This is a genomic window from Nocardiopsis sp. CNS-639, from assembly GCF_000381685.1.
In the GTDB taxonomy this organism is placed as follows: Bacteria; Actinomycetota; Actinomycetes; order Streptosporangiales; family Streptosporangiaceae; genus Nocardiopsis; species Nocardiopsis dassonvillei.
Genome location: NZ_KB906865.1, coordinates 130,153 through 153,418, shown reverse-complemented (window position 1 = coordinate 153,418; position 23,266 = coordinate 130,153). Strand labels below are relative to the sequence as shown.

Annotated in this window: 20 protein-coding genes and 1 tRNA gene; 11 read left to right on the top strand and 10 right to left on the bottom strand. The window is 71.6% G+C overall.

Going from position 1 to position 23,266, the window contains the following annotated elements; genetic code table 11:
• The first annotated feature begins 344 nt into the window (after nucleotides 1–344).
• The 3 genes from G011_RS0118890 to G011_RS0118880 all read left to right on the top strand — a co-directional run bounded on the left by G011_RS0118890 (nucleotide 345) and on the right by G011_RS0118880 (nucleotide 2,150).
• Entirely contained in the window at nucleotides 345–989 is a 645-nt protein-coding gene (locus G011_RS0118890; protein WP_019609855.1) for a hypothetical protein, read from the top strand.
• Nucleotides 990–1,101: 112 nt separating this feature from the next.
• Nucleotides 1,102–1,175: transfer RNA gene (locus tag G011_RS0118885), tRNA-Ala, on the top strand.
• Nucleotides 1,176–1,529: 354 nt separating this feature from the next.
• The gene (locus G011_RS0118880; protein WP_019609854.1) at nucleotides 1,530–2,150 is read left to right on the top strand and encodes a TetR/AcrR family transcriptional regulator; all 621 of its coding nucleotides are present in this window, start codon (nucleotides 1,530–1,532) and stop codon (nucleotides 2,148–2,150) included.
• A 216-nt stretch (nucleotides 2,151–2,366) separates the two neighbouring features.
• Here the strand turns inward: G011_RS0118880 and G011_RS0118875 are convergent, their stop codons facing one another.
• Nucleotides 2,367–3,092 (bottom strand): response regulator transcription factor, encoded by a 726-nt coding sequence (locus G011_RS0118875; RefSeq protein ID WP_019609853.1) that lies wholly within the window; start codon nucleotides 3,090–3,092, stop codon nucleotides 2,367–2,369.
• 1,129 nt (nucleotides 3,093–4,221) lie between these two features.
• Between G011_RS0118875 and G011_RS0118870 the strand changes: the two genes are divergently transcribed.
• Nucleotides 4,222–4,824, top strand: coding sequence for a hypothetical protein (locus G011_RS0118870; protein WP_026338438.1), 603 nt, complete (start codon nucleotides 4,222–4,224; stop codon nucleotides 4,822–4,824).
• Nucleotides 4,825–4,866: 42 nt separating this feature from the next.
• On the opposite strand, the gene G011_RS0118865 is transcribed toward G011_RS0118870, so the two are convergent.
• The 4 genes from G011_RS0118865 to iscB form a co-directional block, all read right to left on the bottom strand.
• Nucleotides 4,867–5,175, bottom strand: a complete 309-nt coding sequence (locus G011_RS0118865; protein WP_019609852.1) for a sec-independent translocase — start codon at nucleotides 5,173–5,175, stop codon at nucleotides 4,867–4,869.
• Nucleotides 5,176–5,430: 255 nt separating this feature from the next.
• Entirely contained in the window at nucleotides 5,431–5,634 is a 204-nt protein-coding gene (locus tag G011_RS0118860; RefSeq protein ID WP_013155080.1) for a cold-shock protein, read from the bottom strand.
• Nucleotides 5,635–5,944: 310 nt separating this feature from the next.
• Entirely contained in the window at nucleotides 5,945–7,579 is a 1,635-nt protein-coding gene (locus G011_RS0118855; RefSeq protein ID WP_019609851.1) for a dolichyl-phosphate-mannose--protein mannosyltransferase, read from the bottom strand.
• A 28-nt stretch (nucleotides 7,580–7,607) separates the two neighbouring features.
• Nucleotides 7,608–8,987 carry an RNA-guided endonuclease IscB gene (iscB, locus tag G011_RS0118850; RefSeq protein ID WP_081642990.1) on the bottom strand — a complete coding sequence of 460 codons (1,380 nt, stop codon included), beginning with the start codon at nucleotides 8,985–8,987 and terminating at the stop codon, nucleotides 7,608–7,610.
• Nucleotides 8,988–9,387: 400 nt separating this feature from the next.
• Between iscB and rsmI the strand changes: the two genes are divergently transcribed.
• Both rsmI and G011_RS0118840 read left to right on the top strand, forming a co-directional pair.
• Nucleotides 9,388–10,266 carry a 16S rRNA (cytidine(1402)-2'-O)-methyltransferase gene (rsmI, locus tag G011_RS0118845; RefSeq protein ID WP_036552810.1) on the top strand — a complete coding sequence of 293 codons (879 nt, stop codon included), beginning with the start codon at nucleotides 9,388–9,390 and terminating at the stop codon, nucleotides 10,264–10,266.
• An 89-nt stretch (nucleotides 10,267–10,355) separates the two neighbouring features.
• On the top strand, nucleotides 10,356–11,018 hold the full coding sequence (locus tag G011_RS0118840) for an AIM24 family protein (RefSeq protein ID WP_026338436.1): 663 nt from the start codon (nucleotides 10,356–10,358) through the stop codon (nucleotides 11,016–11,018).
• A gap of 143 nt (nucleotides 11,019–11,161) precedes the next feature.
• Here G011_RS0118840 and secD read toward each other — a convergent pair whose 3' ends face one another.
• Nucleotides 11,162–13,828: a protein translocase subunit SecD gene (secD, locus tag G011_RS0118835; protein WP_019609847.1), complete on the bottom strand. Its 2,667-nt coding sequence runs from the start codon at nucleotides 13,826–13,828 to the stop codon at nucleotides 11,162–11,164.
• Nucleotides 13,829–13,904: 76 nt separating this feature from the next.
• Entirely contained in the window at nucleotides 13,905–14,351 is a 447-nt protein-coding gene (locus G011_RS0118830) for a hypothetical protein (RefSeq protein ID WP_051104383.1), read from the bottom strand.
• A gap of 271 nt (nucleotides 14,352–14,622) precedes the next feature.
• Between G011_RS0118830 and metG the strand changes: the two genes are divergently transcribed.
• On the top strand, nucleotides 14,623–16,440 hold the full coding sequence (metG, locus tag G011_RS0118825; RefSeq protein ID WP_013155073.1) for a methionine--tRNA ligase: 1,818 nt from the start codon (nucleotides 14,623–14,625) through the stop codon (nucleotides 16,438–16,440).
• Between the two features lie 79 nt (nucleotides 16,441–16,519).
• Complete coding sequence (locus tag G011_RS0118820; protein WP_019609844.1) at nucleotides 16,520–17,443, top strand: TatD family hydrolase; 924 nt, start codon at nucleotides 16,520–16,522, stop codon at nucleotides 17,441–17,443.
• A gap of 234 nt (nucleotides 17,444–17,677) precedes the next feature.
• Here the strand turns inward: G011_RS0118820 and rsgA are convergent, their stop codons facing one another.
• The 3 genes from rsgA to G011_RS0118805 form a co-directional block, all read right to left on the bottom strand.
• Entirely contained in the window at nucleotides 17,678–18,790 is a 1,113-nt protein-coding gene (gene rsgA / locus G011_RS0118815; RefSeq protein ID WP_019609843.1) for a ribosome small subunit-dependent GTPase A, read from the bottom strand.
• 229 nt (nucleotides 18,791–19,019) lie between these two features.
• Complete coding sequence (locus tag G011_RS0118810) at nucleotides 19,020–19,889, bottom strand: MHYT domain-containing protein (RefSeq protein WP_019609842.1); 870 nt, start codon at nucleotides 19,887–19,889, stop codon at nucleotides 19,020–19,022.
• Between the two features lie 192 nt (nucleotides 19,890–20,081).
• Nucleotides 20,082–20,615 carry a TetR/AcrR family transcriptional regulator gene (locus G011_RS0118805; protein ID WP_019609841.1) on the bottom strand — a complete coding sequence of 178 codons (534 nt, stop codon included), beginning with the start codon at nucleotides 20,613–20,615 and terminating at the stop codon, nucleotides 20,082–20,084.
• Nucleotides 20,616–21,138: 523 nt separating this feature from the next.
• Here G011_RS0118805 and G011_RS0118800 point away from each other — a divergent pair.
• From G011_RS0118800 to G011_RS0118790, 3 genes are all read left to right on the top strand, one after another.
• Entirely contained in the window at nucleotides 21,139–21,837 is a 699-nt protein-coding gene (locus G011_RS0118800; protein ID WP_019609840.1) for a carbonic anhydrase, read from the top strand.
• Nucleotides 21,838–22,245: 408 nt separating this feature from the next.
• Nucleotides 22,246–22,734, top strand: a complete 489-nt coding sequence (locus G011_RS0118795) for a hypothetical protein (protein WP_019609839.1) — start codon at nucleotides 22,246–22,248, stop codon at nucleotides 22,732–22,734.
• A 95-nt stretch (nucleotides 22,735–22,829) separates the two neighbouring features.
• Nucleotides 22,830–23,201 (top strand): hypothetical protein, encoded by a 372-nt coding sequence (locus G011_RS0118790; protein WP_013155066.1) that lies wholly within the window; start codon nucleotides 22,830–22,832, stop codon nucleotides 23,199–23,201.
• The last annotated feature ends 65 nt before the right edge of the window (nucleotides 23,202–23,266 follow it).

The window sequence follows — 23,266 nt, the reverse complement described above, 5'->3', positions numbered from 1 at the left end:
TTGACTCATTACTTTGCGTTGAATTGGGACTGCACTCCGCAGTCGTTGGCTGACCTGTGCTTTCACCCCCGGGGTCAGGGCGTCCGAAACTGAGAGTCCACAATCTTGCGACACTCCGGTCAGAATGTGGCGCATTTATGGACACGGGGTCGTACCGTGCGGAACATAGACGCATTGACGATGCGGGCAACGCGTGGATATGGCGCACCGGAAACTCCCCGGGTCCGGGGAGGGGCGGGTGCGGCGCTCCCCGGCGGGACGTCTCCGTCCCCGGGGGCACCACGCGGCGCGGTGTCGACGAGGTGTCGATCAACGTCCAGTGGCCGTCATCGTGAGGAGGGGTGATGAGCAGCTCTCCTCTGTACCTGGCCATCGTGGTGGTGTGGCTCATAGTCCTGGTGCCGATGCTGCTGCGGAAGGATCCCGACACCTTCCACGAGGACCCGCGGGAGGACGAGGAACCCGCGGGGGCCGCGGCCGACGAGGCCGGGGAGGACGCCGAGGGGCGTGCGGAGGACCCGGACGCCACCGAGACCCGGGTCCTGCGCCGTGACGACCACGACATCGCCCGGGCGGACGCCCCCGGGCCCGCCGGGGGCGCGCCGCGCCCGGGGCGCTACCGCGCCGAGTCCGGGCCGCGCGCCCGCGTCATCGCCCGCCGCCGCCGTCGCACCACGACGCTGATCCTGGTGAACGCCGCCACCCTCGTGGCCGTGGCCCTCGGGCTGGGGCCCTGGTGGGTGGCCGCCCCGCCGGTGCTGCTGTTCGCCGGACACCTGGTCCTGCTCCGTGAGGCCGCCAAGGCCGACGCCGAGCGCAGGGAGGCGGCCCTGCGGGCCCGCCGCCGCGAGGTCCTGCGCGCCCGCCGCGACGAGGCGGAGCGGCGGCGCGAGGCCGAGCGCGAGGCCGAGGTGATCGCCCTCAAGGAGCGGCGCAGCCAGGTCTACGACCAGTACGCGGACGCCCGCCTGCGGGCGGCCGGGGACTGATCCGGTCCGGACCGGGAGCGGTCCGGGCCGGGGCCGCGCCCGCCTCGGGACCGAACCGGGAGAAGCCGGTTCGGACCACTCCGGGTTTCCTGCTAATGTGGATCTCGTCTTCGGGGCTATGGCGCAGTCCGGTAGCGCACCTCGTTCGCATCGAGGGGGTCTGGGGTTCAAATCCCCATAGCTCCACCGCAGACAGCAAGGCCCCTCCCGGGTTCGGGAGGGGCCTTCGCCGTGTTCTGAGGGACACCCCTGGGAGACTTCTGGGAGATCTCCGGTGGTGCTCCCGTGCTCGTCCCCGGCGCGGAGGGGCCCGCACGGCGCCCCGGCGCGCACAGCCGGGCGGGCTCCGGTCCGGAGGCGGTGCTGCTGTTCCCTGCGGCGGGAGGTCGTTTCCGGACCGGAGCCCCGAGTGTCACCGGCGAAGCGGCTATCCCCTGTCGCGGGGCGGCCGGTACCCGTCCAGCGTACTCCCCGCCTTCGCGGCGGGGCAGGCCTCCGCAATCTTTACAGTGGCAACCCCCCGTCGTAGGGTGCGGAGCCATGGCACACGGATACCACCACGGGAACCTCCGGGCCGCCGTCCTGGAGAAGGCGGCCGAGGTCATCGCGAGGGAGGGGCCCTACTCCTTCAGCCTGCGCTCGCTGGCACTCGAACTCGGGGTCAGCCACACCGCCCCCCGGCACCACTTCGGCAGCCGTGAGGGCGTGCTCAACGCCCTGGCCACCGAGGGCTTCCGCGAACTGGCCGCACGGCTGCGGGCCAACCGCGAGTCCGGCGGGGGCTTCCTGGAGGCGGGCGTGGAGTACGTGCGCTTCGCGACCGGCCACCCGGCGCACTTCGACGTGATGTTCACCCCCAGCCTGCTGAGCGACGACGACGCCGAGCTGAACGCGGCGCGCACGGCGGCCTTCGACGAGCTCCGCGCCGGTGTGGAGTCCCTGGCCGAGGAGGGCCGGGAGGTCGAGGACGCGGCCGCCGCCATGGTCGCGGGCTGGTCGGTCGTGCACGGCATCGCCACGCTCTCCCTCACGGGGAACCTGGAGGGCTCGGGGTTCGGGGACCTGTTCCGCGACGCCGACCTGCTCACCGTGACCCGCCGCAGCGCCGGGCTGCTCTTCGGCCCCTCCGCCGCGGGCCGGGGCCCCTCCGCGGGGGAGTAGGTCCGCCCGGCGCGGCTCCCGACCGGCCGCGGGGCGTGCGCCGAACGGTGCCGCGCCTCCTCCCGGCGCCCCTGTGCGGCCCGCGGCGCGCAGGACGCGTCCACGCGGGCGCTCTTGGTGCTCCTGGGGCTCGTGCTGCTGCTGATGCCGGTCGGGCTCCAGCGTCCGGCTGGCGGCCGTCCGTCGGGCGCTGGAGCCCGACCCGGCCGGAAGGCCTCAGCGCCCGGAGACGTACTCGGCCCGGACGGCGTAGATGGCGGCCTCGGTGCGCGAGTGCACCTGGAGCTTCTCCAGGATCTTGCGGACGTGGTTCTTGACGGTGTTCTCGGTGATGAACAGCCGCTCCCCGATCTCCCGGTTGTTCAGGGAGCGGGCCAGCAGCTTGAGCACCTCGGTCTCGCGCCGGGTCAGCTCGGGGATGGTCGTGCGGCTGGGCGGGGCGCTCTCCTGCTTGGCCAGCTCGGCGAACTCACCGATGAGCTTGGTCGCCATCGCCGGGTTGATGAACGAGTCGCCCTTGACGATGGCGCGCACCGCCTCGGCGAGTTCGGTCACCGAGATGGCCTTGAGCAGGTAGCCCGTGGCCCCGGCCTTGAGCGCGTCGAAGAGGTCGCTCTCGTCGTCGCTCATGGTCAGCATGATGAACCTGGTGTGCGGCACCGCCTCACGGATGCGCGAGCAGGCGTCGATGCCGCTGGTGTGCGGCATCATCACGTCCATGATGACGACGTCCGGACGCAGCTCGGCGGCCAGGCGGACGGCTTCCTCCCCGTCGTTGGCCTCACCGACCACGTCGATGTCGGGCTCCTCGTCCAGGACCGACACCAGGCCCCGGCGGAACAGCGCGTGGTCGTCCACGACCATGGCGCGGATCGGGGCGGCCGGAGCGGCGGGCTCCCCGGCATAGGGGGCCTGGGCGGGGAAGAGGGGGTGTGCGCTCATGGATCTCCTACCCGTCCCGTCCCTGGCCGTGTGACGGGCTCTCGCGCACCGGGGACCCGGGTCTGTCCGGGCGGACGCGGTGCGGGCGTGTCCAACCGCCGGCCAGGAGGAGAAGGGCCGGCCGGGGGAGACGGATGCGCATGGAGACCTCCTGCTGGGGCTGCCCATTGTCTCATGTGCGCTCGGTGAGCGGAGTGGTAACGGACGAACTCACCGCCCGCTACCCCGCGCGCACCCGCGGGAAACGGTGCGAACGACACCGCGGGAACGGCGTGGAAGGGTGCCGCCACCATGAGCCCGGAAAGAGGGAAGTGGGATATGCGGTTTTGTGCATGACCGAAACAGGTGCCCTGGGGACTCCCCTCCGCGGGCGCGCCCGCGGGACCGGAACGAAGACGCCATGACGCAGAGTCACGTTCAGACAGAACGGATGTGATGGTGCAAAGCTGGCATAGCTCTGCTTTCCGACATTCGGTTCAGTAGGTTCTCCCTGGTAACAGCCCGTGTTGATCTCCGGGGTTGCGCCCAAGCACGCCGCCGGATATCCCGATTTCCCGTCCCGGGGAAATGGGAACGCCGTCGCTCTCCGTTATATTCATGGTGTTGATTTGACCTGGCGGATGTCTTGTTTTGGCAGGCCTCCAAGCTGGCAGTTGTTCTGTCTGCGGTAATGAAAGCCCTTCTGAACTGGGGAAACAAGTCAGGATTCGGCTATTCGGACCATGCTTCAGCGGGCTTCGGTGGTGCTCGTGCCATAAAATGATGAACATTCGCCCATGGGACTTGCGGACCGAGAGCGCTCTACGCCATCGTGGTCGTGGGATGGGCTGGAAGCCACACGAAAGGTAGATGCCATGACCACGCGCGTGATTACTGCCCGTGACAACGGGTGGGCCTGGCTGTAACCAGTCCGCCGAAAGGGTTCCGCCGAACCCCGGCACAGGGACCCGACCGGACCCCCGAGGACCGGTCGGGTCCTTTCTTCGTCCCCCGCCTCCGCCGTCCGGCCCGCACCGCCCCCGGAAGGCACCGGGACGGGGATTTGACCGAGCGCGGCACCGGGTAGGGATCCGGACACCGAACCCCGGCCCCGGCAGGGGCCCACCGCGCGACCGTGAAGGGGCGGACCGTGTCCGACTCCCCGAAGTACCCCGGCGGATACCACCCCGAAGAGTTCCCGCCGCAGGACCCCCCGGCCACGCCGGGGGACCCCGCGTCCCCGACGGAGGAGCTCCGGCCGCCGCCGGAGGCCGAACCCGTGGGGGGATACGAGCCCCCGCCCCCCGAACCCCCGCCTCCCGGGCCGCGTGAGACCACGGTCGCACCGGTGGAGGAGGAGCCCGCGGTCGCGGCGGAGCGCTTCCGGCGCACCACACCGGCCCGGCGCAAGGTCATCCCCGCACGCAGGACCGGCGGGCACTGGCGGCTGCTCGCGGGAACGACGACCTACGTGATGGTGGTCGGCGGGATGGCGGACTACGTCGATCCGCAGACCCGCGCGCTCGCCCACCTGGTGTTCTGGCTGCTCATCGGGGGCGCGTTCCTGATCACGCTCAACCGCGAGCGCCGCCACGGCTGGGAGCCGGGCCCGCGCTGGCCCTGGCTGGCCGGGGCCTTCGGCGGAGCGCTGGCGGTGGAGGTCCTGGTGCTGGCCTTCGGGTCGCCCGCGATCATCGTGGGCTCGGTGATCCTGCTGGGCCTGGCCCTGTTCGTGCTCATGCTCGTGGGGTGAGGCCGCGGACAGGGGAGGATGCGCTCCGGCCGGGGGCCCGCGTCAGGTGGCCTCGTCGTCGAAGGGAGGGCGCTTGCCGTTCAGCCGGGCCGCGGGCTTGCTCTCCTGCTCCTCTTCCTCCCAGAAGTGCTTCTGCACGAAGCGCCGGGGGTTGAGGTCCTGCACGTCGAAGTCCTTGAACTCCGGGCCCAGCCCCTCGCGGATGTCGTTGGAGGCGGAATTGGCCATCGTCCGCAGCTGGCGCAGCACCCTGCCCACCTGCTGGGCCGCCTTGGGCAGCTGGTCCGGACCGAAGATCAGCAGCGCGAGCAGGAGGAGGACGACGAACTCTCCTCCGCTGATGTTGAACATGCGCGACCTCAGTCCTTCGGTGTACCGACCGGCTTCAAGCAGGTTAACCGGTATCGGGGGGCTTGGGTAACCTCACCCCGGTCGTCCGCAAAGGGGGTGGTCACGGGCCAGCCCCCCGCTCGGCGAGCGGAGGGCTGGGCGCGGGCGCTCCACCCGGTCCCGGCTGCTCGGGTGCGCCGTCAAGTAAGGGAACGCGGACGCGGAAGGTGCCGTCGGGCGACCGGGAATTCCGTCGACCGCGTGGAAAGGACGGCTCTAGACCGCTTTGACGTCAGCGGCCTGCGGGCCCTTGGGGCCCTGGATGATGTCGAAGGTGACCTTCTGGTCCTCTTCCAGGTTCCGGAAGCCGGTGCCCGAGATCGCCGAGTAGTGGACGAACACGTCGGGCTGACCGCCCTCGACGGCGATGAACCCGAAACCCTTCTCAGAGTTGAACCACTTCACGGTGCCCTGAGCCATGTGCACTCCCTTGGGGACTACTGCGGGGCCGCACCCTGCTGGCCCCGGGCCGCCGGGCGCCTGACCGACGGGTGAATCCCGCACCGGCGAGCGCCCACGTGAAGTTCCGCGAGGCGCCCCGGGCATCCATGGAAACTACAACAGCAACCAGTTGCTGACAGTACCAGGGAGGGTGCTGCCCTGCCGAGGCCTTCCACACGGGAATCGCGCTCTTTCCCTGTCCTGTTTCGGCTACTCGCAACTGTTGATTTCCGTTCGCCGGGCCACTAATGGGGCGCGGCCGAACACGGATGCGCCGGGGCGCCGTTCACTAACCGCCGTTGCCGTAGATCCACACGTCGAACCACATGCGTTCACGCCACATACCCTCGTCGATCGGATACGCCGACAACACCGGGTAGAAGTAGGCGAAATTGGCCACGATCAACAGCAGGACCACGCCGTAGACGATGCCGCCCACCGCGCGCGTGTAGGGGGCGAAGCGCGGACTGTCCTCCCCGGCCCCCATGGCCAGGCCCAGCGCCAGCACGATCGCCAGGACCAGGAAGGGCAGCAGCGGGACGGCGTAGAACAGGAACATGGGCCGGTCCGGGTAGGCGAACCACGGCAGCCACCCCGCGGCCACGGCCAGCAGCACCGCCCCGGCCCGCCAGTCGCGGAAGGTCACCCACCAGCCGAGCATCACCGCCAGCGCGAGCAGGCTGGACCACCAGATGACCGGCGTGCCGATGGAGACCACGGAGGTGACGCAGTCGCCCGTGTCGCACGAGGCGACCTCGCCGTTGTAGTGGAACATCACCGGGGTGCGCATGACCAGCCACTCCCACGGCGCGGAGATGTAGGCGTGGTCGCTGGTCAGGTCGGTGTGGAAGGTCATCATCCGCTGGTGGTAGTCCACCAGGCTCCACAGCGCCTCCACCGGCGCCCGCAGGAACCCGGGCACCCACTCGGGGGCCATGCCGTCCGCGAAGTCGCGGTTGTAACCGCCCCGGGTGAACAGCCACCCCGACCACGAGACCAGGTAGACGACCCCCGCGACCACCACGGTCTGCACGAACGCCGGGACGGCGTCGACGCCCAGCCACCGCCAGAAGAAGCCGCGCTGGCCGACGCTGCTGCGGGCCCCGTAGTCCCACGCCACCGTGAGCAGGCCGAACGCCGCGACGAAGAACAGGGCCGACCACTTGGTGCCCACCGCCAGGCCGAAGCACAGACCGGCCGCCAGCCGCCACCAGCGCATCCCCAGCCAGCCCACCGCCGCCAGGTCCCCTCCCGCCTCCGCCAGGCGGGCCATCCGCTCCCGGGTGCTGTCCCGGTCGATCACCAGGCACGCGAACCCGGCCAGGATCCACAGGGTCAGGAAGATGTCCACCATGGCGATGCGGCTCAGCGTGAAGTGCAGGCCGTCCAGCGCCATGATCAGGCCCGCCGTGCAGCCCAGCAGCACCGAGCGGGTCATCCGCGTGGCCAGCCGCACCAGGATGAGGACCGAGAGCACCCCGGCCACGGCGGAGGCGAACCGCCAGGCCTCGGGGGTCATGGTCGTGCCGAACGGCAGGAGCGACCACAGCCAGTCGCCCAGGGCGATCATCCACTTGCCCACCGGCGGGTGCACGATGAAGTCGCCCGTGCCGGTGAAGATGTCCTGGTACCCCTGGGCGAGCAGGTCGTCGGCCTCGACGGGCTCCTCGACGGTCTCGTGCTCGTAGCCGAAGTTCCAGAGCCCGTAGGCGTCCTTGGCGTAGTAGGTCTCGTCGAAGTAGATCCGGTCGGGCTGGCCGAGGTTGAAGAACCTCAGCACCCCGGCGAACAGCGCGACGGCGAAGGCGCCCAGCCAGCCCAGCCAGCGGGGCGCGGGGTTGACGGGCAGGAAGCGGGCGCGGATCCGCGCCGACCGCGGCGGGGGCGAGGGCTCTGCCTCGGAGAAAGGTGCGGTGGTGGTCATCGGGTGTACGGGGTGGATACTCCCGCCCTCAGGCGGTGGAGGGAGCCCCTGCCTCCTTCTGGGTGGTGTAGCCGTAACCGTCCGCTCGCTGGAGCAGACACAGGTTCTTCCATGAGGTCTTGATCGGCCCATACGAGGTTTGCAGGGTGTGGCTCCCACCGCTGCGCACCGCCACCCGGCCTGTGTGCGTCCCCGCGTTCATGCCCGATGGCACGGCCGCTCGGGCCAGATCCCCGGTCTGGAAACCGAAGAACCGTTTGCGGCGGGGCAGACGCAACCGGGGGAAACCGTGCCTGTCCGCCCGGGTACGGGCGTAGGAGCCGCGCCCAGCGGCCCCGACGACCAGGACCGTTGAAACAGCCGTGGTGATGGCTTCGACCCTGCCCACGGCCAGGGCGTCCAGGGTGTGGGACTTGGGCAGGTGGTTGCGGGTGCGGTTCCACTTCGTCCGACCTCCCGATCCCACACGGGTGGGCAGGCACCCGTCCAGGGACCGCCACAGCGCCCACCGGGTGGCGTTGACCGCTGCGGCATCGCGCAGCGGCGCCTTGGTCTGCGCGCTGATCCCGGCGAGAGCGCGGGGGTTGGTCACGAACTCCTCGACAGGCTGGTCGGCTTTGGCCCGATTGCACGGGACACAGGCCAGCGCGAGGTTGGCCACCCGGTCCGATCCGCCCCGGGAACGGGGACGGACGTGGTCGATGTTGAGCGGGGCGCCGGTGGCACCGCAGTAGGCGCACGCCCGTCCCCACTTGGCCAGCAGGTACTCGCGCACCTCGTAGCCGTGCAGGGTGCCGTGCTGGTACTCCACCCCTTCCACAGGACGCCCCGCGCTCAGGGCGTGGACGTCGAAGGCGACCCGCTCCACGTGCACCGCACGGACCGGAGCCCACCGGGCCAGGCGACCCGCCCAGGCCAGCGTGGTGTCCACCCGGTGCCGGAGCGAGGGGGGCAGCCACCCGCGTGGACGGGTGCGGTTGTCGAACCGGGCCGTCCGGTAACGCAGGTTACGAGAACGGCGTCCCTTTCTGTAGGCGGCGCGTTGGCGCATCCTCTTGGCGATCTGACCGCCTCGGTGGTCCAGCCGTATCGCATAGCGGCCTCGGCGTTCTCCATGTCGGTCGGTGAACACGGCGATGCCGGTGCGCTTGCTACCTGGGTCAATGCCTGTCTCGACCCCGTCGACCTCGGACTCGGCGGTGGTGCGATCCTTCAACCGGATGACGAAGGGCGTGTGCCGGGCCACGATCGCCCGGCCCTTGGCCAGGAGCCTGCGGGCCCGCGCGGGGCGGGTGGGTTGTAGTGGTGTGCCGTGACGGTCCAGCACGAACACGTACGGGTGCCCCTTGCGGGGCGTGGTCTTCGGTGGACGGCCCTCACGGGCCTGCTCCCCGGCCCCTGAGGGCACGGGGGTGACGCCACCAGCGGTAGGTGAACCGCCGGTGGTCTCCCCTCGCACATGTTCCACACCGGGTGCCACGCGCACGTGGCTTCCGCGCCCCGTTTCGTTCCCGTTCCTTGGAATGTCTGCTGACGCGGATTCCAGAGCAGGCCGCTGAGGAAGCACGGCCTGGTGGGTCTTCTCACCTGTGTGAAACGTAGCCAACTGGTCACCTCCCTGGTGTTGGCTGGTGCTGGTAACGCCAGGCCCTCGACCCGGGGGTCGAAAGCCCCGCCTTCGAGCGGGGAACGCGTTACCTCGGCTCGTAGGTTGGGGTCGGAGATGGTTGTCCTTTGCGGACGGACCACGAAACCAGGTTTCGGATGGCGTGACGAGCCAACCGTAGCGCGACAGGACGGGGATCACAGTGGTTGAGGGTGGAGCTGGGACGAGTGGAGGGACGGGAACCCTGACGCTCGCCGGTGTGCCCATCGGGAACGTGGAGGACGCGCCGCCCAGGCTGCTGCGCGCCCTGGAGGGCGCCCGCGTCATCGCGGCCGAGGACACCCGAAGGCTACGCCAGTTCGCCTCCCGCGCGGACGTGCGCCTGGGCGGGGAGGCGGGCGCCCGGGTCGTGTCCTACTACGACGCCAACGAGAGCCGCCGCACCGACGAGCTGCTCGGCGACCTGCGCGCGGGCAGCGACGTCCTCGTCGTCACCGACGCCGGGATGCCGGGGGTGTCCGACCCCGGCTACCGGCTGGCCGCCGCCTGCGCGGGGGAGGGCATCCCGGTGACCGCCATCCCGGGGCCGTCCGCCGTCACCACGGCGCTGGTGGTCTCGGGTCTGCCCACCGACCGCTTCTGCTTCGAGGGCTTCCCGCCCCGCAAGGGCCTGTCGGGCTACCTGGCCGACCTGGCGGCCGAGCGCCGCACGATGGTGTTCTTCGAGAGCCCCCACCGCGTCGCCGCCACCCTGGAGGCGATGGCCGCGGCCTTCGGCGCCGACCGGCGCGCCGCCGTGTGCCGGGAGCTGACCAAGACCTACGAGGAGGTGCGCCGGGGCGGCCTCGGGGAGCTGGCGGCCTGGGCCGCCGAGGGCGTGCGGGGCGAGATCTCCCTCGTGGTGGAGGGCGCCCGCCGCGACCCCGGGACGGTCGGGGACGCCGACCTGGTCGCCGCGGTCTCGGACTTGGAGGAGGAGGGCGTGCGCCGCAAGGAGGCGATCGCCCGGGTGGCCAGGGAGTTCGGCGTTCCCAAGCGCCGCGTCTACGACCTGGTGCACGGGGTCGTGTCCGCCGACTGACCGAAAACGGCGGGCCCGCGGCGGAACCTTTCCGGTTCCGGAGCGTCTGACCAGGTGAACCAGCCAGACCGTCGATGGGGAACACGTTCATGCGAAGCCACCTCTTCCAGCAGGCCCAGGAGACCAGCCAGCCGGGTATGCACCTGCAGAACCACAAGATGCTCCGGGTGGGCCTCAACGGCGAGTTCTTCGCGCGTCAGGGCGCCATGGTCGCCTACCAGGGCCAGGTCGACTTCTCCTACGAGGGGTCCGGCAGCGTCAGCAAGTTCTTCAAGAAGGCCTTCACCGGCGAGGGGCTGCCGCTGATGAAGGTGTCCGGGCGCGGCGACGTGTTCCTGGCCCGCGACGCCTGGGACGTGCACCTGGTGGACCTGGAGGACGACCACCTCACGGTCAACGGCGACAACGTGCTCGCCTTCGAGGCCGGGCTGAACTGGGACATCCGCCGTGTGGAGGGCGCGGGCATGGCCGCCGGCGGCCTCTTCAACACGGTCTTCAGCGGCCGGGGCAGGGTGGCCATCGCCTGCCACGGCGCCCCGGTGCTGATCAACGTCGACCAGCCGACCTTCGTGGACACCGACTCCGCGGTCGCCTGGTCCAGCTCGCTGAGCACGGGCGTGCGCCGCACGGTCAAGGCGGGCGCGCTCATCGGCCGGGGCAGCGGCGAGGCGCTCCAGCTCTCCTTCGAGGGCCAGGGCTTCGTCCTGGTGCAGGCCTCCGAGGGCGCGCCGGTCGCGGTCCAGGCGTCCTGACCCGGTACAGCAGAGGGGCCCCGGGGACGCGCGTCCCCGGGGCCCCTCTGCTGTGCTGCCCGCCGCGCCGCCCCCGGGCGGCGCGGCGGGCCGTGTGAGACGCGGCGGGTTCCCGGCCGAGGGGCCGGGAACCCCGCGCGGCGCTAGACGACGGCGCCGTCGTCGGCCTCGCGGGCGGCCTTGGCGGCCACCTTCTGCTTGGCCTTGCGCTCCTTGACCACGTGCGGCGGGTCGGTCTTGTCCCACCTCTGGAGCCAGATGGCCAGCGGGACGGCGACGAAGATCGTCGAGAGGACGCCCGTCGCCAGACCCACCAGCATGGCGATCGAGAAGTCCTGGAGCGAGGACCCGCCGAGGAAGGTCAGGAAGCCCAGGATGATCAGCGCGCCGATGGAGGTGTTGACGGTACGCGGCAGGGTGTTGAGCACCGCGCGGTTGGCGATCTCGGAGAACTTCGACTTCTCGTCCCGGGCCCACTCGTCGCGCACCCGGTCGAACACCACCACCGTGTCGTTGACGGAGAAGCCGATGACGCTCAGGAGCGCGGCGAGGAACACGCCGTCGATCGGCTTGCCCAGCCAGATGAACAGCCCGACCACCAGGACCAGGTTGAAGGCCAGCGACAGCATGGTGGACACGCCGAACGACCAGCGGAAGCGCCAGGCCAGGTAGACCATCTGGAGCGCGAGGGCCGCGCCCAGGGCGATCAGCGCCCGGTTGCGCAGCTCGTCGCCCATGCTCGGGCCGATCAGCTCGTCGCTGACCAGTTCCACGCCGCCGGTCTGCTCGCCCAGGGCGTCCGCGATCCGGGCCGCGTCGTCGTCGGAGATGCTGCCGGTGCGCACCGAGATGTCGCCGTCACCGGACTCCTGGACCACGGCCGTGTCCGAGCCGGGGAAGTCCAGCGCGGAGATGACGGAGCGGGCCTCGTCGACCGAGACGCCCTCCCCGCTGGTGACCTCGTACTCCAGCACGCGGCCGCCGGTGAACTCCACACCGAGGTTGGTGTCGCGGATCAGCGGAGCGGCGACCGCGGCCGCCACGATCAGACCCGCCACGATCAGGCCCTTGGCGCGGTGGCCCATGAGGTCGGGGTTCTTCTCGACCAGCCAGGTGCGGACGCCGCCGATGCGGTTCAGGCCGCTGACGGCCGGGTGCTTGCGCACGACCGCGCGCCGCACCGCCCACTCGACGAACACGCGCGCGATGACCAGCGCGGAGAACATCGAGACGAGGGTACCGATGCTCAGGGTCACGCCGAAGCCCTGCACGGTGCCCGAGGCGAAGAAGAACAGCAGGGCGGCGGCGATGAGCGTGGTGATGTTGGTGTCGAGGACGGCGCTCCACGCCTTGCGGGAGCCCACGACGAACGCCTTCTCCAGGCTCGGCGGCACCGCCCGGCGCCGCTTGCGGGTGAGCACCCCGGACTCGGCCTGGGCCGCCTCGTCCTCGGTGGCGTCCCGCAGCCCGGCGGACTTGTTGGCCTCGTAGACCTTCGCCTGGCGCTGGTGTTCCTCACGTGTGCGTTCGAAGATCAGCACGTTGGCGTCGATGGCCATACCGATCGCCAGCACGAAGCCCGCCAGGCCCGGCAACGTCAGTGTGGCGTTGATGGCGACCAGGGCGCCGTAGGCGATGAGCGTGTAGAAGCCCAGGGCCAGGGCGGCCAGGAAGCCGACCAGCCGGTAGACCAGCGTGATGTAGAGCGTGGTGAAGGCCAGGCCCAGGACCGCGGCGACGGCGCTGGCCTGGATGGCCTCGGCACCCAGGGTCGGGCCGACCGTCTGGCGCTGGACCTCGGTGACCGGCAGCGGCAGCGAGCCGCCCTCGATCAGCACGGCCAGGTCGTTGGCGGTTTCACTGGTGAAGTCGGGGCTGGTGATGGTGGTGGTGTTGCCGGGCATGCCCACGTCGCAGGAGAACTCCGGGTTCACCTCCGGGGCGGAGATGATCTGCCCGTCCAGCACGATGGCCACGCGGCGGCGCGGGTCGCCCTGCTCGTAGCAGGCGGCGTCGGCGGTCAGCGCGGTCCACTGGTCGGCGCCCTCGCCGCGGAAGTTGACGTTGACCGTCCACTGCGCGCGGTTGACGCTGTCCAGCGCGGCCTCGGCGCTGGCCACCTGGTCGCCCTTGATGGCGGTCTCGCCGAGCTGGAGCTGGGTGCCGTCGGAGTCGGGGAGCGTCATCACGACGTCCTCGGGGTTCTCCGCGCTGGGACCGGCGGGGGGCTGCTGGCCGCCCATGCCTCCCATGCCGCCCTGCTGGGCCATGAGCTCTTCGAGCTGCTCCTGGGTCATCTCCCCGCCGCCGCCCTCGGCGGCCTCGTCACCGCCCTCGGCCGCGGCGTCGGACGGGGCGCGCGCCTCGTCCGCGGTGGCCTGCGGGGCGTTGGCGGAGTCGCCCGGGGCGGGCGCCTGCACGCCCTGGCCGCCGGCCTGGCCCACACCCAGCACGGGGTGGAAGGACAGCTGGGCGGTCTGGCCGATGATCTGCGCGGCCTCCGCCGGGTCCTGCACACCGGGCAGTTCGACGATGATCCGGTTCTCGCCCGAGCGCGACATGGTCGCCTCGGACACGCCCAGGCGGTCGATGCGCTGGCGCAGCACCTCGACGACCTGGTCGGTGTTCTCGGAGTTGGCGGGTGTGCCCTCGGGGCCGTCCTGGGTCTCCAGGACGATCTGTGTGCCGCCGCTGAGGTCGAGCCCCAGGCGCGGCGGGATGAACCACGCCGCGCCGAACGCGACGAGGATGACGAGAAGGGAGATGAGGGCGCGTGTCCAACGCGCGCCCGCTCCCGTTTGACTGGACAAGGACCTGGTACCTCTTCACTGCGAATACGGGTGATCCCGACGCACGCCGGAGACAGGGGGGTACGCGCGGGGATGGTCAGATGGCGGTGTTCGCGGTGGGAGGGGGAGCCCGTGTCGGCGGCAGCTCCCCGGGGGCGTCCAGGTCCGGGACGGGAACGGGCGCGGGGGGAGAGAGCGGCCACCAGGGCTGGTCCCACACCGCCAGGCGCAGTGCGCTGCTGGGCACGGTGTCGGGCAGGTCGCGCAGCACCGACCGCTGGTCGCACGTGGAGGCGGGCGGCCCGACGGTGACCATCGGGTTCTCGGCCAGGTCCGCGCGTTCGCGCGGGGTCACCCGCTCCTGGTCCGCCGCCGCGGCCACGGCGCCCTCGGGGGCGCTGAGCAGGCCGTGCGGCGGCAGGGGCGGTCCGGCCGGCTGCCCGCCGCCGGAGGCGACGGGGAAGGACAGGATGACGAGCAGGACCACGCTGGTCAGCAGGGCGGTCGTGTGCCGGGCAGGGCGGGGTAGGGCACCGGTAACCATGGTGACCACCGCCTCGGGGAAGGACCGGGAGGGAAGTGCTGCCCGACCGTGCGTCCCGGTGGCGCACGGCTCGTCCAGCAGAGCATACGGGTAGGGGCAAGCCCCGGGGAATGTCCCTTCGGCCCCTGTCGCACCGCCGGGCCGCCGTGCCCCGGACCGCGCGCGGGGAGGCCGGGCCCGGCGCGGCGCGTGCGGCGCCGCGTGCGCGCCCCGGGGCCGTGCGCGGGAAATGGAGTTCAGCACGGCGCGGCAGTACCTTTAGGCTTGGGTCATGTCGTCGAATCGTCACATCCTGACCGCGGTCGCCTGGCCCTATGCCAACGGACCGCGCCACATCGGTCACGTGTCCGGCTTCGGAGTCCCCTCCGACGTCTTCTCCCGCTTCCAGCGAATGTCGGGCAACCACGTGCTGATGGTCAGTGGGACCGACGAGCACGGCACCCCGGTGCAGGTCCTGGCCGACCAGGAGGGCGTGACCCCCCGCGAGCTGGCCGACCGCTACAACCGGATCATCGCCGAGGACCTGGTGGGCCTGGGTCTGTCCTACGACCTGTTCACCCGCACCACCACCGGCAACCACTACGCCGTCGCGCAGCAGCTGTTCACCGCGCTGCACGAGAACGGGTACGTGTTCGCCCACACCACCAAGGGCGCGGTGTCCCCGTCCACCGGCCGTACGCTGCCCGACCGCTACATCGAGGGCATCTGCCCCATCTGCGGTTACGACGGCGCGCGCGGCGACCAGTGCGACAACTGCGGCAACCAGCTCGACCCGATCGACCTCATCTCGCCGCGTTCGCGGATCAACGGCGAGAAGCCGGAGTTCGTGGACACCGAGCACTTCATGCTCGACCTGCCCGCCTTCGCCGACGCCCTGACCACCTGGCTCAAGGGCAAGGAGGGGCAGTGGCGCCCCAACGTCCTCAAGTTCTCCCTGAACCTGGTGGAGGACCTCCAGCCGCGCGCGGTCACCCGCGACCTCAACTGGGGCGTGCCCGTCCCGCTGGAGGGCTGGAGCGACAACGCCAACAAGCGCCTGTACGTGTGGTTCGACGCGGTCATCGGCTACCTGTCGGCGTCGGTGGAGTGGGCCAGGCGCATCGGTGAGCCCGAGGCCTGGCGCCGCTGGTGGCAGGGCGACGAGGCCCGGTCCTACTACTTCATGGGCAAGGACAACATCGTCTTCCACTCGGTGGTCTGGCCCGCGATCCTGCTGGGCCACAACGGCGAGGGGGACCGGGGCGGCGAGCCCGGCCCGCTGGGCGAGCTGAAGGTGCCCACCGAGGTGGTCTCCAGCGAGTTCCTCACCATGGAGGGGCGCAAGTTCTCCTCCTCGCGGCGCGTGGTGATCTACGTGCGCGACTTCCTGGAGCGCTACTCCGCCGACGCGCTGCGCTACTACATCATGGCCGCCGGTCCCGAGACGCAGGACACCGACTTCACCTGGGCCGAGTTCGTGCGCCGCAACAACGACGAGCTGGTGGCGGCCTGGGGCAACCTGGTCAACCGCTCCATCTCGATGGCGGCCAAGAACCTGGGCGAGATCCCGGCGGCCGGTGAGCTGACCGACGAGGACCGCCGGGTGCTGGAGGACTCGCGGGCCGCGTTCGCCAGGGTGGGCGAGCGGCTGGAGCGGTCCCAGTTCAAGGCGGGCCTGCAGGAGGCCATGCGCACCGTGGCCGAGGCCAACAAGTACATCTCCGACCAGGCCCCGTGGGCGCTGAAGAAGACCGACCCCGAGCGCATGGCCACCGTGCTGCACGTGGCGCTCCAGCTGGTCCAGGACGCCAACACGCTGCTCACCCCGTACCTGCCCGAGTCGGCGAACAAGGTGTACGCGATGCTCGGCGGCACCGGCACCTGGACGGGCATGCCCCGCATCGACGCCGGGCGCGACACGATCGGCGGCTCGGAGGAGGAGGTGGAGTACCCGGTCATCACCGGGGACTACGCCGACAACGAGGCGCGCTGGGAGTCGCGGCCGATCGCGGTGGGCACTCCGCTCGGCCGTCCGGAGCCGCTGTTCGCCAAGCTCGACCAGTCGGTCGTGGACGAGGAGCTGGCCCGCCTGGAGGGCGCCGCCGGGTAGGCCCCGGCCGCGGCGGAGAGAAGGACGACCGCGCCGGCGGGCACCGCCCGTCGGCGCTTCTTCGTGGAGGAACGTGAGCATGGGAAAGCGCAGCGGCAGAGCGGTCAGGGAGCGCAACGACCAGACGCCCCCTCCGGTACCCGAACCCCTGCGCGTACCGGTCGCCGACAGCCACACCCACATGGACATGCAGACCCCGGAGGTCGAGGAGATCATCGCCGCCGCCGAGGGCGCCGGGGTGACCCCGCTCGTCCAGGTGGGCGTGGACCTGGCCTCCTCGCGGTGGGCGGCCGAGGTGGCCGCCGCGCACCCGGGCCGGGTGTGGGCGGCGGTGGCCCTGCACCCCAACGAGGCGCCGCGCATCGTGCACGGTGACGGCGCCCCGGGCGTGGAGGTGGACGACACCGACTGGGCGGGCAAGCTCCGCGAGCCCGGCGGGACGGCGGAGTTGGAGGCGCAGCTGGCCGCCATCGACGAGCTGGCCGCTCTGCCCCAGGTGGTGGCGGTCGGCGAGACCGGTATGGACACCTTCCGCACCGGCCCCGAGGGCGCGCGGGCCCAGGAGGAGTCCTTCCGCCGCCACATCGACATCGCCAGGCGCCGCGGCAAGGCCGTGATGATCCACGACCGCGACGCCCACGAGGACGTGCTGCGGATCCTGGAGGAGGAGGGCGCGCCGGACAGGGTGGTCTTCCACTGCTTCTCCGGCGACGCCGCCATGGCCAAGGTGTGCGCCGAGCACGGGTACTTCATGAGCTTCGCGGGCAACGTCACCTTCGCCAGCGCCGAGTCCCTGCGCGAGGCCGCCGCCGCGGCGCCGCCGGAGCTGATGCTGGTGGAGACCGACGCGCCCTTCCTCACCCCCAAGCCCTACCGGGGCCGTCCCAACGCCCCCTACCTGATCCCGCACACGCTGCGGACGCTGGCGGGGGTCAAGGGCATGGACGAGGACGAACTGGCCGGGATCATCGCGGGCAACGCGGGACGCGCCTTCGGGTTCTGACCCCGGGATCCGCGGATCCGGATCCCCGCCGTCACGAACGGCGGCGGGGTTTCCGCGTCCCACCGGGAACGCGGGGACCCCGCCCTGGCGACCGCGGGCCGCCCACGCCGCAGGCGGCGCGCCGGCTCTAGCCGCCCCGCTTGCGCGGGAAGGCTGCGCGCGAAGCGCGTCCGTTGAGGGTGGTGGCGGGCGACGGGTGGGACGACGCGAAGCGGAGGTCCCCAAAAACACTGCCTAGCCGCCCCGCTTGCGCCAGGCGTTCTCCCGACCCTGCCGGTCGGCGGCCTTCCACTGCCTGCGGCGCTCGGCGCGCAGGCGCGCGTCGCCCCGGGAGCGGTTCCACTCGGACTCGCGCCGGAGCCGGTTCCAGCGCTCCAGCCGCCGGGCGTCCAGCTCGCCCTCGTCCACGGCGGCGGTGACCGCGCAGCCGGGCTCGCCGCCGTGACGGCAGTCCCGGAAGCGGCACTGTTCGGCGAGGTCGGAGACGTCGGCGAAGGTCCGGTCCACGCCCCGCGCGTCGCCGGGCACGTCGATGCGCCGCACCCCGGGGATGTCCAGGACCAGCGCTCCGCCCGGTAGCTGGAGGAGCTGGCGGCGGGTGGTGGTGTGCCGCCCCCGCCGGTCGTGGCGGATCTCGCCGGTGTCCATCAGCTTCCGTCCGGCCACCGCGTTGACCAGGCTGGACTTGCCCGCTCCGGAGGTGCCGAGCAGGACCCAGGTGGTGCCGGGCAGGAACCGCGCGGCCAGTTCCTCCACACCGAGGCCGGTGTGCGCGCTGACGGTGTACACGTCGGCGCCCGCGGTCACCGAGCCGACGAGTTCGAGCACCTCGGGGAGGCGGTCCCCGGCCAGTTCGGCCTTGGTGACCGCCACGACCGGGGTCGCCCCGCTCGCCCAGGACAGGCTGAGGAAGCGTTCGAGGCGGCCCACGTTGGGCCCCTGGTCGGCGGCCTCGCAGACCAGGACGCCGTCGATGTTGGCGGCCAGGACCTGGTCGTGGGAGTCGCGGGCCACGCCCTGGCGGACGAGGCTGCCGGAGCGTTCGAGGACGGCCTCGACGACCCAGGTGTCGCCGGAGCGGCGCACCGCGACCCAGTCGCCGCCGCACGGGGCGGAGGACGGGTCGGCCTGCGCGGCCCTGGTGACGGCGGGGGAGTAGTCGGCGGCGGCCTCACGGGGGAGGCGGATCACCGCCCCGCCCCGGCGGGAGGAGGAGACGCGCGCGGGGAGCAGGGGGTGGGGACTCGCCGCGGCGACGGCGTCGAAGGCCCGCTCGACGCGGCGGTTCCATCCCAGCGCGGTCAGCGGGGAGGCGGCGGGTGTGTCTGTGCTGTCGTACGTGTTCACGACGGACTCTCTGGAGCGGCGAGCCGTCAGGAGGGGAAGCGCCCCTCAGGGCTCGCGAACGGTTGGGAAGGCCGGGTTCGAACCATGCGCAGGAACGGTCATCACTGCTTCCTCTCCGTCGTCGGCGCCGAGGACACGGCGCGCTCCGCCTCCGCGAGTGTAGGACCGCCGGGGCGGAGCGCACCACGGGTTTTCCGAGTGCCGGCCCGGGGGCGGGGACCGGGTCGGCTCAGCGGCGCCTGGTCCACACGTCGTCGGACGGCACGGTCCTCGGGGCGGTGGCGTGCCGCGGCACGTACTCCCCGGCGGCGGGCTCCTCCGGTTCGCTCCCGGAGGCGGGCGCGGCGGGGGCGGGCGCGCGCCGGGAGTAGTCCGGGCGCTCCTCCTCCACCCCCAGCAGGAGGAAGAGGCTGCAGATCAGCATGAAGACGAACAGGCCCGCGAGCAGGGGCAGAACCAGGTCCGGCGCGCTGGAACCGTCCGGGGGGCTGTGCCGGGAGAAGCGCGGTTGCGTGAAGTGGACGCCCGTCATGCCGGTGTAGTGCATGGTGGTCACCGCGACGGCCATGGCCACGGAGGCGGCGGTGATGGCGGGGAGACCGCGCAGCCGGGAGGCGAACCACAGGGAGGCGGTGGCGGCCACCAGCGCGATCACGCAGGCCAGGGCGACGTAGAGCGGGTCGTGGTGGATCTGCCCGTGCACGTTCATCGAGAGCATGCCGAGGTAGTGCATCGCGATGATGCCGGTCCCGGAGATGAGACCGCCCAGCAGGAGCCGGGGGGTCGTCCTCCCGCGGATGGTCAGGGTGAGCGCCACGGCCATCACCGCGATGGCGATGACCCCGCTGACCACGGTGAGCGCGGTGTCGTAGCGGATGGCCGTGCCGGGCGGGGAGAAGCCCATCATGGCGATGAAGTGCATCGACCACACGGCCACCCCGCCCAGGGCGAGGGAGGCCAGGGACAGCCACTGCCACCGGACGAGTCCGCTCGTCCGGCGCGCGCGTGAGGCGAAGGACAAGCCGAGGAACGACCCGATCACCGAGACCGCGAAGGCGATGGAGGGGGTCAGCCAGTCCTGGGCGAGGTGGTCGAGCACGGCGCACTACTTTCCATGACCTTGGTCCCGTTTCGGACGGGTTCCATGGATAGTAGGGAGGCCTGAGACTGATGCGCCAGGGGTGTTTTCCAACGTGTGTGGCCTGATGTGGCCAGTGGCAACTCAGGGGAACAGGGGTGCGACCCTCAGTTCCGCCGGGCCCTCGCGTCGGCGGCGGCTCCGTCCGGGCCCTCAGGCACGCAGACCCGCGAAGGCGATCCTGGCCAGGGTGTCGGCGATCTCGTCGGAGTCCAGCCCGCGGTCCGGCTTGTACCACTCCGAGATCGAGTTGACCATGCCGAACAGCAGGCGGGCCGCGACGGCGGGGTCCACGTCCGGGCGGATGTCGCCGTCGGCGGCGCCCTCGCGCACCAGGTCGGCGATCAGGTGGTCGAACGCCCGGCGCCGCTCCAGCGCGCGCTTCTCCACCTCGGTGTTGCCGCGCACCCGCAGCAGCAGGGTCACGTGGGGCAGCTCGTCCACCAGCACCCTGACGCTGCCGCGCAGCACGTGCTCCAGGCGGTCGATGGCCGGGCCGGTGGTCGAGGCCTTCTCGCGGGTGACCGCGAACAGGGCGTCCATGGCCAGGTCCAGGGAGCGGCGCAGCAGCTCGGTCTTGCCGGTGACGTGGTGGTAGATGGCCGACTTGGTCACGCCCAGGGCGCGCGCCAGGTCCTCCATGCTCGTGCCGTCGTACCCGCGTTCGTTGAACACGCGCGCGGCCACGCGCAGGACGGAGTCGGCGTCGTGGCCGGGGCGGCCGGAGCGTCGCCGCCCCGCTGCCCCGCGGCGGGAGGGCGCTGGTTCGACAGGGGAAGATCTGGACACGGTTGTCGAATCTACCTGGTGGGAGCGGCCCCGTGGGCGGGGGACGGCCGCGGGCGCGTCCGCCTTCGCCGGGTCCCACGAGGATTTCCTAACGAACGGTCGGTTGGTAATACATCCTATCCCGGGTCCGGGGCGCCCCCGGACCACCCTCGCCGACCGGTCGCGCGGAGTGCTGCGGGGGGCACGTCTCGTAACACCCGGAGAAGGCCGGATGAACCGCGGGAAAACGTCCGCGCGCGGCGTTGTGCGAGTTCAGCGGCACGGAAAGGGATTTTTTTCGCATCCGTTCCGGGCGTGCGCCTCCGGGAAGGGCGTTAGGAGCGCGTTAAAAACTCTTGAACTGGTTCGCGGAGCAAGAGTAATTTGACCCTCGTTTGGCGGCAAAAGTCCATATTTGTCGACGTCAAGAATGAGACCCCACATGGCCATCACCCGTCGTAACGCCCTGCGCGTTTCCCTCGCCGGAGGGGTCGGGGCCGCGGTCGCCACCGCCGTCTCCGCCCCAGCCTGGTCGGCTCCCATGCCCGCGCCCCAACCGGGGGACGCCGCGGAGGCGCTGCGCCTCCTCAAGCGGGGCAACAGGCGCTGGCGCCGGTACGACTCCCGCCACCCCAACGAGGGCCCCGCCCGCAGGGAGGAGATGGCCCGCGGCCAGAACCCCTTCGCCGTGATCCTCGGCTGCGCGGACTCCCGTGTGGCGCCCGAGCTGGTCTTCGACCGCGGGCTCGGCGACCTGTTCACCATCCGCTCCGCGGGCCAGGTCCTGGACGAGTCCGTCCTGGGCAGCATCAGCTACGCCGCCGAGCACCTGGCGGTCCCGCTCATCGTCGTCCTGGGGCACTCCTCGTGCGGCGCGGTCAGCGCCGCCGTGGAGGCCCACGAGACCGGGGAGCTCCCGCACGGCCACGTCGGCTACCTGGTGGAGGGGATCCTGCCGGTGGTCGAGGCCACCCCCGACGAGGGCGGCGACTTCGTGGACGCCTGCGTCCGGGCCAACGCCGAGTACATCGCCGACCAGCTCCGCGTGGACGCCGACCTGCGCGAGCTGGTCGAGTCCGGCCGCCTGGACGTGGTCCCCGCCCGCTACGACCTGGAGACCTCCGAGGTCAGCTGGCTCTGACCCCGCGCCGCCGCGCGTTCGCCGCACCACGGACCCGTGCCCCCGGTCAACCCCGCTCACCGCTCCGCCCCTTCCCCCGTCCCCGCCCGGGCGGCCGCTCCGCCCGCCCCCCCCGCACCGGCACCACCCGGGTCCGAGGTCCCGAAACTCCCTAAAGGGAGAAAAGGTGATCATGCGCGACACCGGGGACGATCACCTTTCTCGGTGGGGCGAAACACGCTCCGGTGTCCCCCCGTCCTCCTTTCGGCTTTCCGCCACCCCCTCCGGTCAGGCATAACACAATAAATCACTGAAAAGGCTGCGCTGCGAACGTATGACGCCTATTCTCGTGATGTCCGCAAAGGACAGTTAGCCTGATTCGTCGCGGGCCGACCCGAGTCCCGGCCCCAGCCTTCGCAAAGGACCGACGTGCGCTTCGAGCAGCAGTTGCGGGAGATGCTCCAGACGCCGGGGGTGCGCAGTGCCTGCCTCGTGGACTGGCGGCGCGGGCGCGTCCTCGCCCACGCCGGCGCCGACGATCCGGCCGCGGACGCGGCGGCGATCCTCAGGGCCGTCAGGGAGGGTCCCCTGTGCGCCGGCCAGCGGGTGGAGGACGTCGTCGTCACCGACACCGACCACCACGTGCTGTTCGCCGTCCTGGAGGGCTCCGACCTGTGCGTACGGGTGCGGATGGGCCGCACGGAGGGCAGCCTCGGCTTCACCCTGCGGCGGCTGCGCGACCTGGTGCGCACGGCGAGGGTGCCGCCTCCCCGCGACGACACCGACCGCCCGCCCCGGCGGGACCTGCCCCGCCCCGCCGCGCCGGCGGTCGCGTCCGTGGACCGCAAGGTGCTGGAACGCGTGCTCACCGCGCTGCGGACGCTGTCCGTCGACCGCCCCCGGCCGGTGGCCGCGTGACCGGTGGGCAGCCCCGCCGAGGCGCCTCCGGCCTGCGCCGCTGGATCGCCGACCGCAGGGCGCCGCGCCGACCCACGTCAAGGAGAGAGAAGGACATGCCGAACATCGAAGCCGGGCTCAAGGAGATGATGGAGATCGAGGGGGCTGTGGGCGCCGCCGTCGTCGACTACAGCAGCGGGATGGCGCTGGGCACCCTCGCCTCCACCAACACCCTCGACCTCACCGTGGCCGCCGCCGGGAACACCGAGGTGGTCCGCGCGAAGATGCGCACCATGGACCAGTTGGGGATCAACGACGTGATCGAGGACATCCTCATCACCCTGTCCGGGCAGTACCACATCATCCGACCCCTCACCAGCCGCAAGGGGCAGGGGCTCTTCCTCTACCTGGCCCTGGACCGCTCCCGGGGCAACCTCGCCCTGGCCAGGCACCGCCTCAAGGGCATCGAGGCGGACCTGGAGGTCTGACCGGGCGGGCCGCCCCGGCGCCCCGCCCGCCCGGAGGATTCCCAGCCGGGGAGGCGATGGGGCAG